Below are 11,585 nucleotides of genomic sequence, written 5' to 3' on the forward strand. Positions count from 1 at the left end.
CGCCCCCCAAGCCTAAAGCGTGGGGGGCGCGGCCGGTATTCCGTGGTGACCAGGGTCACTCGGCGGTGGGACGGTCTCCCGTCTCGGTGCCGATGATCTTCTCCAGCGAGGTGGTCGGGCCGTTCTCACCACTGCCGTTGGCCAGCTGGACGTTCTTCACCGGGACGGAGACCGGGGGCCGGGTGGAGGGGGTGCGCCGGGCGGAGCCGGTCCACGCCGGGCGGGCCGGGCGCTTGACGACCGGGCGGAAGATCTCCGCCAGCTCCTCCTTGTTGAGCGTCTCCTTCTCCAGCAGCTCCAGGACGAGGTTGTCGAGGACGTCCCGGTTCTCGACCAGGATCTCCCACGCCTCGTTGTGCGCGGTCTCGATCAGCTTCTTGACCTCCTCGTCCACCAGCCCGGCGACCTCTTCCGAGTAGTCGCGCTGGTGGGACATCTCCTTGCCCAGGAAGGGCTCGGACTGGTCGGAGCCGAACTTGATCGCGCCGAGCCGTTCGGTCATCCCGTACTGGGTGACCATCGCCCGGGCCGTGCCGGTGGCCTTCTCGATGTCGTCGCCCGCGCCGGTGGTCGGGTCGTGGAAGACCAGCTCCTCGGCCGCGCGCCCGCCCATCATGTAGGCGAGGCGGTCCAGCATCTCGTTGCGCGTCGTGGAGTACTTGTCCTCCTCGGGCAGCACCATGGTGTAGCCGAGCGCCCGGCCGCGGGAGAGGATCGTCACCTTGTGCACCGGGTCGCTGTTCGGAGAGGCCGCCGCGACCAGGGCGTGTCCGCCCTCGTGGTACGCGGTGATCATCTTCTCCTTGTCGCTCATGATGCGGGTGCGCTTCTGCGGACCGGCCACGACGCGGTCGATGGCCTCGTCGAGGAACTTGTTGTCGATCAGCTTGGCGTTGCCGCGGGCGGCCAGCAGCGCCGCCTCGTTGAGGACGTTGTTCAGGTCGGCACCCGTGAAGCCGGGGGTACGCCGGGCGACCGCGCCCAGATCGACGTCCGGGGCGACCGGCTTGCCCTTCTGGTGGACCTTCAGGATCTCCAGACGGCCCTGCATGTCGGGGCGGTCCACGGCGATCTGCCGGTCGAAGCGGCCGGGCCGCAGCAGCGCCGGGTCCAGGATGTCGGGGCGGTTGGTGGCGGCGATGAGGATGACGCCGCCCTTGACGTCGAAGCCGTCCATCTCGACCAGCAGCTGGTTGAGGGTCTGCTCGCGCTCGTCGTGGCCGCCGCCCATGCCGGCGCCGCGGTGCCGGCCGACCGCGTCGATCTCGTCGACGAAGACGATGGCCGGCGCGTTGGCCTTGGCCTGCTCGAACAGGTCACGGACCCGGGAGGCGCCGACACCTACGAACATCTCGACGAAGTCGGAGCCGGAGATGGAGTAGAACGGCACCCCGGCCTCGCCGGCCACCGCGCGCGCCAGCAGGGTCTTGCCGGTGCCGGGCGGGCCGTACAGCAGCACGCCCTTGGGGATCTTGGCGCCGACGGCCTGGAACTTGCCGGGCTCCTGCAGGAACTCCTTGATCTCGTGCAGTTCCTCGACGGCCTCGTCCGAGCCGGCCACGTCCGCGAAGGTCGTCTTCGGGGTGTCCTTGCTGATGAGCTTGGCCTTGGACTTGCCGAAGTTCATCACCCGGGAGCCGCCGCCCTGCATCTGGTTCATCAGGAACAGGAAGACGACGATGATGAGCAGGAGCGGCAGGATGGTCAGCAGCATCCCGACGAACGGGTTCTGCGACTTGGGCGAGACGGTGTAGCCGCCCTCCAGATCACCGGAGGCGACCTTGTCCTGGAGCGTGCCGGCCAGATTCTCGCCCTGACCGTCGATGTAGCTGGCCTGGACCTTGGTCGTGCCCTCGATCTCCTGGCCGGACTTCAGCTCGATCTTGATGTTCTGCTCGTCGCCGGTGGTCAGCTCGGCGGACTGGACATGATTCTGGGCGATCGCCTGGACGACCTTGCTGGTGTCCACCTTCTTGTAGCCCTCGGACGAGGTGAACACCTGCATCAGCAGCACCACGGCAAGGACGGCCAGTACGATCCACATCACTGGCCCACGGAAATAGCGCTTCACGTCTATTCACACGGGGCGGTGCGGCCCCGTCCCTCCTGCCATGTAGAGGCACAGCCCCCGGCTGGGATCCGCTGTGCGCGGCGTGTCCTACGTCCTGCTTCATCCGCGACCGTACCCCAAAGCGGCCCTCCGGCGGCGCCGGGGACCGTGGGATGTGGCCGCTTGTCCATAATCACGCAACGCGGGGCGACCGCGAAGCGTTCCGCGCGGGCGGTTCAGCCCTGATAGACGTGCGGCGCGAGCGTACCGACGAAGGGAAGGTTCCGGTACTTCTCCGCGTAGTCCAGGCCGTATCCCACCACGAATTCATTGGGGATGTCGAAGCCGACCCACTCGACCTCTATGTCGACCTTCGCCGCGTCGGGCTTGCGCAGCAGCGTGACCACCTTCAGCGAGGCCGGCTCCCGCGAGCCGAGGTTCGACAGCAGCCAGGACAGGGTCAGCCCGGAGTCGATGATGTCCTCGACGATCAGGACGTGCCGGCCCTTGATGTCGACGTCCAGGTCCTTGAGGATCCGCACCACCCCGGAGGACTGGGTGCCCGCCCCGTAGGAGGACACCGCCATCCAGTCCATCGTGACGGGGGAGGACAGGGCCCGGGCGAGGTCGGCCATGACCATCACCGCTCCCTTGAGCACCCCCACCAGGAGCAGATCCTTGCCCGCGTACTCCGTGTCGATCTTCGCGGCCAGGTCGGCCAGCTTCGCGTCGATCTCTTCCTTGGTGATGAGCACCGACTCCAGGTCCGCGCCCATGTCCTTCTCGTGCACCCGCGTCACTCTCTGCCGCTTGCCGCTCTAGCGGTCCGCCCGGTCTCCTCGGTCCGCCTGCCGGAGGACCAGTCTGCCACCCTGCCTCGCGGCTTCCACCCGGCCGGGCAGGTTGAGGGGCCGCTGGCCGTGCCAGTCGGTGACCAGCCGGTCGGTCTCGGCGATGTGCCGGGCGAACAGCGAGCCCGCCGGGGCGCCCGCCGCCACGGCCGCCCCGCGCAGCACGCGGCGGCGGACGGCGGGGGGCAGGGCGGCCAGCGCGGCGATCTCCAGGGAGCCGTCCTCGGCGGTGGCGGCCACCGTGGCGCGGGCGGCCCACTCGTCGAGCGCGTCGGCGTCGTCCCGGGCGAGGGAGGCGGTCCGCGCCAGCGCGTCCACGACCCCGCGGCCCAGCGCCTTCTCCAGCACGGGCAGCGCCTCGTGGCGCACCCGGGAACGGGTGTAGGAGGGGTCGCAGTTGTGCGGGTCGTCCCACACCGGCAGGGACTGCACCAGACAGGCCTTGCGGGTGGTCTGGCGGTCGACGCCGAGGAAGGGGCGGCGGTAGCGGCCGGTGTGGCCCGCGGTGCCGCCGGAGACGGCGGCCATCCCGGACAGCGAGCGGACCCCGGAGCCGCGGGCGAGGCCGAGCAGGACGGTCTCGGCCTGGTCGTCGCGGGTGTGGCCGAGGAGGACGGCGGCGGCCCGGTGCTGGTCGGCGGCGGCGTCGAGGGCCCGGTAGCGGGCGGAGCGGGCGGCGGCCTCCAGGCCGCCGTCGCGGCCGACGGTCACGGTGGCGATGTCGACGGGGGCCAGGCCCAGGGCGGTGAGGCGTTCGGCGACCTCGGCGGCGCGGGCGGCGGAGCCGTCCTGGAGCCCGTGGTCGACGGTGACGGCGCCGGCCCGCAGGCCGGCCCTGGGGGCCTCGAAGGCGAGCGCGGAGGCGAGGGCCATGGAGTCGGCGCCGCCGGAGGCGGCGACCAGGACGACCGGGGCGGGCGGTCCTGCCGGGGCGGCCGGGGAGAGCGGGAGGTGCGGGGGGAGCGGGGTTTCGCGCAGCAGATCGTGGAGCACACGGCGGACTGCCAGACGTATCGCCGCGACCGCGGGGTGGGGACCCATGTCCGCATCACTTCTTCCTGGGGACGCTCAAGGGAGCTGAGGGAGGTGGGGGCTCGGGGAGCAATGTCACGCTGGGTGCGTAAATGGTGACAGAGGAGCCCTGGTACCCGAGCATCGCACGCCAACTATCGCCCGACGGTCCCTCGTACGAGTGATATCGGTGCGTATGCCTGCCGTCCGGGCTTCCCTCACCCCGTCGCCGCCGGCCGGACCCGGGCCACCCACGCCCGGGGGTCGGCGATCTCGTCCTTGGTGGGCAGGGTGTTCGGCGACGTCCACACCTTGTTGAAACCGTTCATACCGGCCTCCTCCACCACCGTGCGGACGAACCGCTCGCCCTCCTGGTACTGCCGCAGCTTGGCGTCCATGCCCAGCACCTTGCGCAGCGCCCGGTCCAGGCGCCCGGCGCCGGTGGCCCGGCGGCGGGTGAACTTCTCGCGGATCTCGGCGACCGAGGGGACGGTGGCCGGGCCGACCCCGTCCATGACGTAGTCGGCGTGCCCCTCCAGCAGGGACATCACGGCGGTGAGCCGGTCCAGGATCTCCCGCTGCGCCGGGGTCTGCACCAGATCCACCAGACCGCGCCCGCCCGCGTCCTCGCCGCCCTCCGGGCTCTTGCCGGTGACGGCCTGCGCCGCCTGCCGGAAGCGTTCGGCCAGGGTGCCGGGGTCCACGTCGGACTCCTTGAGGAACCCCTGGATCTCGCCCTCCAGATGGTCGCGCAGCCAGGGCACCGCGGTGAACTGGGTGCGGTGGGTCTCCTCGTGCAGACACACCCACAGCCGGAAGTCGTGCGGGTTGACGTCGAGTTCCCGCTCGACCTGGACGACGTTGGGGGCCACCAGCAGCAGCCGGCCGCCGCCGGGGCGGGCGGGCAGCCCGGCGGAGGCGGGGGCGAACGTCTCGTACTGGCCGAGCACCCGGGAGGACAGGAAGGACATCAGCATCCCGACCTCGACGCCGGTGACCTTGGAGCCGACCGCGGTGAGCGCCGCGCCGCCGGGGACGCCGGAGCGGCGCTCGCGCATGCGGGCCATCACCGGGCCCAGCAGTTCCCGGAAGCCGGCCACGTTGGCGCGGATCCAGCCGGGCCGGTCCACGACCAGGACGGGGGTGTCACCGGCCCTTTTGTAGTGGACGGTGAAGCCGTGCACGTGCTCGCGCGCGGCCTCGGCGTGCCGGCGCAGCGCCGCGTCGTGGGGGCGCGGCTCGTCGCGGCCGACCTCGGGACCCGGCCGGGTCATCCGGGTCGCCGTGGACACCGCGAGATTCCAGTCGACCAGATCCGTACCGCCGAAACTCGTCATGCGCCCCACGGTACGGCGCCGCTCCCGCGACCGGTAGCCGCCGCCCGCCCCCGCACCCGGCCGCCGGGGCCGCGTGCCGCCGCTCCGGCGGCGCGCCCGGCGCTGGGCCGTCCGGGCGACGGGCGGGGGCGGCGAGCGGGTGCGGGGGCGGTGTCAGCCGCAGGAACAGGTGGCCAGCGCGGTCGCCGCCCGGTCCAGGGCGGTCTGGGCGGCGTCGGCGTCCGTGGTGTCGGCTGCCAGGAAGGCGAACGCCAGCACCCGGCCTTCGGAGGTGACGGCCGTGCCGGCCAGGGTGTTCACCCCGGTCAGGGTGCCGGTCTTGGCCCGGACCACGCCCGCGCCGTCCGCCGCCCCGTCGGTACCGGCCCCGTAGCGGCCGGTCAGCGTGCCGGTGAATCCGGCCACCGGCATGCCGGTCAGCGCGGGCCGCAGCTCCGGGAGGGCCGGGTCGGCGGCGGCGGTCAGCACCCCGGTGAGCAGCTGGGCGGTCAGCTGCCCCGAGCGGTCCAGGCCGCTGGCGTCCGCGAGCCGCACCCCGTCCACGGGCAGCCCCAGCCCGGCGAGTTCGTCGCCGATCGCCCGGCCGACACCGGCGAACGTCACCGGCTGTCCCGCCTTGAGCGCGACCGCGCGCCCCAGCGCCTCGGCGAGGTCGTTGTCGCTGTACGTCAGCATCCGCTCGACCAGCACCGACATCGGCGCCGAGCGGTGCCGGGCGAGCCGTTCGGTGTCCTGGCCGCCGGCCCGCTCCGGCTCGCCGGTGACCGTGACGCCGGCGGCCCGCAGCGCGTCCGTGAAGGTGCGCACCGCGTCCGTGGCCGGGTCGGCGGAGCGCAGCGTGGGGCCGTGCGTGGAGTCGTCCAGGCGGCCCTCGTTGACCTGGAGCGGGGTCAGCGGCGCGATGTTGTCGTTGACGCCGATGGGGTGCAGGTCCTCGCCGCCGTCCCACAGCGAGACGTCGTAGCCGACGCGCACCTCGGTGACGCCACGGTCCGTCAGCTCCGCGGCCGTCTCCTCGGCCAGGGCGGCGTAGTCGGCGGCCAGCACGGTCGGGTCGCCGCCGCCGACGAGCACCACGCGCCGGGCCGCCTCGTCCCAGCCGACCGTGGTGGACAGCCGGTGGTCGGGGCCGAGCGCGCGCAGTGCGGCCACCGAGGTGACCAGCTTGACGGTGGAGGCCGGGGTGCGGGCGGCGTCCTGGCCGGAGGCGTACAGCACGGTGCCGTCAGCGATGTCCACCACGGAGACGGCGGCGCCGCCGCTGCCCAGCGCCGCGTCGCCCAGCGGGGCGAGGGCCGCGGCGAGGTCGGTGACCCCGGCCGAGCCCGCGGAGGCGGCGGAACCCGACACCCGCTCCCCCAGCGGCTCCAGGACGGGCGGCGCGGACGGCAGCCCGGCGACGATCTTCTCCAGGTCGGCGACCTCGCGTTCGGCGGCGATCCCGGCGGCGGCGTGCCGCTCGGCCGTGCGCTGCCCGGAGTCCCACGGACCGGACAGGGCGACGGTCAGCGCCGCGGCGGCGAGTCCCGCCGCCGCGGCGGCCGTGACCAGCCGCCGGGTCGGCGCTCCCAGCACCACCCGCACCGCTTGTGACCACCGCACCGGCACAGCGACCAGCCCCTTTCGCGAGCACACTCCTGCGTGAGGGAAACTTAACCCCTGCCGACAGCACAGATCGCTTAAGGAGCCCCCCGTGGAGTTCGACGTCACCATCGAGATTCCGAAGGGTTCTCGGAACAAGTACGAGGTGGACCACAAGTCCGGCCGCATCCGCCTGGACCGGCACCTGTTCACCTCCACCGTCTACCCGGCCGACTACGGCTTCGTCGAGGGCACCCTCGGCGAGGACGGTGACCCGCTGGACGCCCTGGTGCTGCTGGACGAGCCGACGTTCCCCGGCTGCCTGATCCAGTGCCGCGCCATCGGCATGTTCCGGATGACCGACGAGGCGGGCGGCGACGACAAGCTGCTGTGCGTCCCGGCGGGCGACCCCCGGATGGAGCACCTGCGGGACATCCACCACGTCAGCGAGTTCGACCGCCTGGAGATCCAGCACTTCTTCGAGGTGTACAAGGACCTGGAGCCCGGCAAGTCCGTCGAGGGCGCCAACTGGGTGGGCCGGGTCGAGGCCGAGGCCGAGATCGAGCGCTCGTTCAAGCGCCTCGCCGAGTCCGGCGGCGAGCACTGAACGGTGCCCTGAAGCACCACCCGGGGGGTTAGAAGCCCCTGGTCCGTTTGGCCCCCCGCCTGCCCAGCGGGGTCAGCGGAGTGGTCTGGCCCGGCGTCTTGATGAAGAGCCGGGCCATTTCGCTGCCCAGATTCACTCCGATGGCGATCGCCAGCGCCAGCGACACCGCCAGCAGCAGGTTCTGGAGGCCGGTGTCCACCTGCCCCTGCGCGAAGCCGAGCAGCCCCAGATAGGTGGCGCTGCCGGGGAGCAGCGGGCCGATCGCGGCCGTGACGAACGGCAGCGAGGAGGTGAAGCGGTACCGGGACTGGAGCTGCCCGAAGAGGCCCACCAGGCCCGCCGCCACCGCCGTCGCCGCGAACGGGGACAGCCCGGCGGTGTCCCGCATCGACCCGTAGATCAGCCAGGCGATACCGCCGTTGAGGGTGGCCGCCAGCACGGTGCCGCGTTCCTGCTGGAGCAGCACGCAGAACGTCAGCGACAGCAGCAGCGCGGCGCACAGCTGGATGACGGGCCGGCTGTGCCGGACCACCACCTCGGGCTGGAGGCTCACCCCGGACACCTCGCCGAGATAGAGCACCGCCAGCACCCCGACCACGATGCCGACGATCAGATAGATCACTTCGAGCAGCCGGGCCGAGGCGGTCAGGTAGTAGCCCGTCAGCCCGTCCTGCACGCCGGCCACCAGCGCCCGCCCGGGGATCAGCGCGAACAGCCCGCCGGTGATGACGGCGGCGGCCTCGATCTTCCCCGCGGCGTTGTTGTGCCCGGCCGCCCAGCCCACGCCCATCAGCGCCGGGGCCATGGCGGCGGCCACGAACTGGTAGAACTCCGGCAGCCCGCGCCCGGACGCCAGCCACGCCAGCCGGTCGCCGAGCATCGCGCCGATCATGGCCAGCACGAACACCCGCCAGTTGCCGCCGACCAGGGTGGAGGCGGCGCCCGCCAGCAGGCCGCTGGCGAAGGTCAGCTGCCACTTGGTGTACGGGTGCCGGTTGCGGCGGATGGTGGCCAGCCGGCCGTACGCCTCCTCCATGGTCACGGCGCCGGAGGAGATGTCGTCCACGAGCCGGAAGACAGCCGCGAGCCGCGTGTAGTCGGTGCCCCGGCGGCGCACCGTCCGGCTGAGCGTGAACGGCGGATCCACCAGGGACGGCTGGTAGCTGATGGAGATCAGCGTGAAGGTGACGGTGGCGTCGCAGCGGTCCAGGCCGTAGGCGTGGGCCACCGCGAACATGGCGGTCTCCACGTCCTCGGCGCCCTCGCCGCCCGCGAGCAGCAGTTCGCCGATGCGCAGAGTCAGGTCGAGGACCCGGGGGACGGCCGGCTGTTCCTCGCCTTCCTCCTCCGAGCGCGGGGGCAGTTCGGGGGTGATGCGCTCGATGGTGGGGGCGGCGCGCATGAGGGAGCGCATCCGGTCCTGCCACAGGATGCCGGGCGCGGCGCGGCGCAGGGTGACGGGCAGCTGGGCGGTGCCGTTCGGCGGGGTGGCGCCGCCGGGCGCCCGGAACTCGCTGCGCTCCTCGGCCGGCGCGGTGGTGGTGAGTCCTTCGGGGACCGCGAACCCGGAGGCCTCTTCCTCCTCCGGCTCGGGCGCCGGTGGCCGGGCCAGCCCTTCGGGGAGGGCGAACTCGGAGGTGGGGTGCTCGTCGGGCTCCGGGAGCGGCTGGGGGTGCGGGTGGCCCTCGGAGCGGAGGACCGGCATCAGCTGCGGGGTGGTCAGGCTCCGGCGGTCCTCGTCGCCGTCGTCGCCCTCGCCGAATCGTTTGTGCTCGCCGGCCACGTCCGCTGCTCTCCTCGCCTCCAGATGTCCACAGCCCGATTACGGGGGTTGGCCCCACTGAGGGACCCACGATGCGAAGCATAGGATGTTCCTCACCGCAACGCCTCGCAGCGCCCCAGGGCGCCGTACCGCCGTGCCCGGCGTAGACCGAGAGTGGAGACTCATGGCGAAGCAAGCCAGCAGCAGCCGTGTGACCGATGCCTTCAAAGGATCCCTGGTCGGGGCGTCGGAGGCACTGCCGGGGATCAGCGGCGGCACCGTCGCGCTGATCGTCGGCGTCTACGAACGGCTGATCGCGGGAGCGAGCCATGTGACGAGCGCAATACGCCTGGCCATCGCGGATGTGCCGCGCGGGCAGGGGCTGCGCCGCGCGGGCGAGGAGTTCCGGAAGGCCGACTGGCGGATGATCGTGCCGCTGATGATCGGCATGGTGGTGGGCCTGCTGCTGAGCAGCCGGCTGCTGGCGCCGCTGGTGACCGACCACAAGCAGTACGCGTACGCCGTGTTCTTCGGCCTGGTGCTGGCCTCGCTGTGGGTGCCGTTCAGCGGTTCGGGGCGGCGCTGGGGGCTGCGCGAGTGGCCGCTGGCCCTGCTGGGCGCCGGCGCGGCCTTCTGGCTGACCTCGCTGTCGGCGACGGCGTCGGCCGACAACATGCTCGTGGTGTTCTTCTCCGGGGCGATCGCGGTCTCCGCGCTGATCCTGCCCGGGCTCTCCGGATCGTTCCTGCTGCTGGCGCTCGGCATGTACGAGCCGACGATCGAGGCGCTGAACGAGCGCGACTTCGGCTACCTCGGGGTCTTCCTGGCGGGCCTGCTCGTCGGCCTGGCGCTCATCGTCAAGGTGCTGCGCTGGCTGCTGGAGAACTTCCACCGGGTGACGCTGGTGATCCTGACCGGGGTGATGGCGGGCGCGCTGCGCGCCCTGTGGCCCTGGCAGGGCGAGGACGAGCACGACACCTCGCTGTACGCGCCCACCGAGGGGGTGCCGCTGACCCTGGCGCTGGCGCTCGCGGGCTTCGTGGTGGTGGCGACGGTGCTGGTGATCGGCCACCGCAAGGAGCAGGCCGCTGCCGCGGCGGCCGGGCGGGACGGTGACGACGACACCCCGCCGCCCGCGCAGCGGGGGCGGCGCCGGCACGCGCGGGTGTGACGACGGAGCGGACCGTGGTGGCGGTCCTGCCCCCGAGGGGGCGGGGCCGCCGCCTTTTGCGTGCACGGGGGCGCTCCGGCGTGCGCCGGGTGGGCGGCGACCGGTCCGGGCGGGCGGCTCCTGACCGCTGCCCCCGTGCGTCCGGTCACCGCCCGGACGGTCGGCTCACGCCGTGGGAGACCCGAGCAGCGGTTCCGTCCGCAGCGGGACGGCGAGCCGGTTGAGGGCGTTGATCAGGGCCACCTGGAGCACCAGGTGGCCCAGTTCCTCCTCGGCGGGGAAGCGGGCGCGCAGATCGGCCCACTGGGCGTCCCCGACGTGCTCGCAGCGGGTGACGGCCTCGGCGTAGGCCAGCGCGGCACGCTCACGCTCGTCGTACAGGGGCGACTCGTGCCAGGCGGCCAGGTGGTGCAGCCGCTGCTCGCTCTCGCCGTCCCGGCGGGCCTGGGTGGTGTGCATGTCGATGCAGAACAGGCAGCCGTTGAGCTGCGAGACACGGATCTTGACGAGTTCGCAGAGCGCGTTGTCGAGCGGGCTGTCGTGCACCGCGCGCTGGCTGCGGATGAGCGCTTGGTAGGACGCCGGGGCGGCTTCGGCGATGTTCAGACGGGTCATGGACCGGTACTCCCTCGCTGCTGGGTGGTGCTGTCGGCAGGGAGACGGGGCGGGTCCCGCGGATGTGACGGTGACGGCGGTCACAGTCCGGGCGGCAGGTGGCGGAGCTTGTCCGGGTTGAGGAGCCGGTGCAGGACGGTGATGCGGCCGTCCTCGACGCTCAGGGTGTCCACGCAGAGGGGACGCCCGGCGTGGACAACGAGCAGGGCGGGTTCGCCGCCCGCCTCGATGGGGCGCAGGGCGCGCGTTTCGCCGCCGAACCGGCGGCGCGCGACACGCAGCAGCACCTCGGCGATCCGGGCGCCGCCGGTGATGGGTTTGCGGGCGGCGTGCACCTGGCCGCCGCCGTCGGTGAGGTAGACGGCGTCGGGGTGCAGCAGCCGTACGAGGGCGGGCAGGTCCCCGTTCTCGCAGGCGGACCGGAACGCGGCCACGACGCGGGCGTGTCCGGCGCGGTCGGCCGTGACCTGCCGCTCGCGGGCGGCGGCGATCCGGCGCCGGGCGCGGGAGGCGTGCTGCCGGGCGGCGGCCGGGGTGCCGCCCAGGACGGGGGCGATCTCGGCGAAGGCGAGCCCGAAGGCGTCGTGCAGGACCAGGGCC

At 72.8% G+C, this 11,585-nt stretch carries 9 protein-coding genes and 1 pseudogene; 2 read left to right on the forward strand and 8 right to left on the reverse strand.

Annotation, left to right across the window (positions count from 1 at the left end; all coding sequences use genetic code 11):
- Positions 1–55 precede the first annotated feature (55 nt).
- The 5 genes from ftsH to dacB form a co-directional block, all read right to left on the reverse strand.
- On the reverse strand, positions 56–2,077 hold the full coding sequence (gene ftsH, locus ACFV5N_RS17065) for an ATP-dependent zinc metalloprotease FtsH (protein ID WP_385600071.1): 2,022 nt from the start codon (positions 2,075–2,077) through the stop codon (positions 56–58).
- Between the two features lie 209 nt (positions 2,078–2,286).
- Positions 2,287–2,826, reverse strand: a complete 540-nt coding sequence (hpt, locus tag ACFV5N_RS17070) for a hypoxanthine phosphoribosyltransferase (protein ID WP_037756813.1) — start codon at positions 2,824–2,826, stop codon at positions 2,287–2,289.
- A 42-nt stretch (positions 2,827–2,868) separates the two neighbouring features.
- Positions 2,869–3,942: a tRNA lysidine(34) synthetase TilS gene (gene tilS, locus ACFV5N_RS17075; RefSeq protein WP_385600053.1), complete on the reverse strand. Its 1,074-nt coding sequence runs from the start codon at positions 3,940–3,942 to the stop codon at positions 2,869–2,871.
- A gap of 188 nt (positions 3,943–4,130) precedes the next feature.
- A complete protein-coding gene (locus tag ACFV5N_RS17080) occupies positions 4,131–5,249 on the reverse strand; it encodes a zinc-dependent metalloprotease (protein ID WP_385600056.1) in 1,119 nt (372 codons plus the stop codon).
- Positions 5,250–5,402: 153 nt separating this feature from the next.
- Positions 5,403–6,851, reverse strand: coding sequence for a D-alanyl-D-alanine carboxypeptidase/D-alanyl-D-alanine-endopeptidase (gene dacB / locus ACFV5N_RS17085; RefSeq protein WP_385600059.1), 1,449 nt, complete (start codon positions 6,849–6,851; stop codon positions 5,403–5,405).
- 91 nt (positions 6,852–6,942) lie between these two features.
- On the opposite strand from dacB, the gene ACFV5N_RS17090 reads away from it, so the two are divergent.
- Complete coding sequence (locus ACFV5N_RS17090; protein WP_385600062.1) at positions 6,943–7,437, forward strand: inorganic diphosphatase; 495 nt, start codon at positions 6,943–6,945, stop codon at positions 7,435–7,437.
- A gap of 28 nt (positions 7,438–7,465) precedes the next feature.
- On the opposite strand, the gene ACFV5N_RS17095 is transcribed toward ACFV5N_RS17090, so the two are convergent.
- Positions 7,466–9,142 (reverse strand): threonine/serine exporter ThrE family protein, encoded by a 1,677-nt coding sequence (locus tag ACFV5N_RS17095; protein WP_385600074.1) that lies wholly within the window; start codon positions 9,140–9,142, stop codon positions 7,466–7,468.
- 241 nt (positions 9,143–9,383) lie between these two features.
- On the opposite strand from ACFV5N_RS17095, the gene ACFV5N_RS17100 reads away from it, so the two are divergent.
- The gene (locus ACFV5N_RS17100) at positions 9,384–10,370 is read left to right on the forward strand and encodes a DUF368 domain-containing protein (RefSeq protein WP_385600065.1); all 987 of its coding nucleotides are present in this window, start codon (positions 9,384–9,386) and stop codon (positions 10,368–10,370) included.
- A 165-nt stretch (positions 10,371–10,535) separates the two neighbouring features.
- Here ACFV5N_RS17100 and ACFV5N_RS17105 read toward each other — a convergent pair whose 3' ends face one another.
- The gene (locus ACFV5N_RS17105) at positions 10,536–10,985 is read right to left on the reverse strand and encodes a carboxymuconolactone decarboxylase family protein (RefSeq protein WP_385600068.1); all 450 of its coding nucleotides are present in this window, start codon (positions 10,983–10,985) and stop codon (positions 10,536–10,538) included.
- A gap of 80 nt (positions 10,986–11,065) precedes the next feature.
- Positions 11,066–11,585 (reverse strand): annotated as a pseudogene (locus tag ACFV5N_RS17110) (RNA polymerase subunit sigma-24); the annotation flags it as partial.

This window comes from Streptomyces sp. NPDC059853 (assembly GCF_042731495.1).
GTDB lineage: Bacteria > Actinomycetota > Actinomycetes > Streptomycetales > Streptomycetaceae > Streptomyces.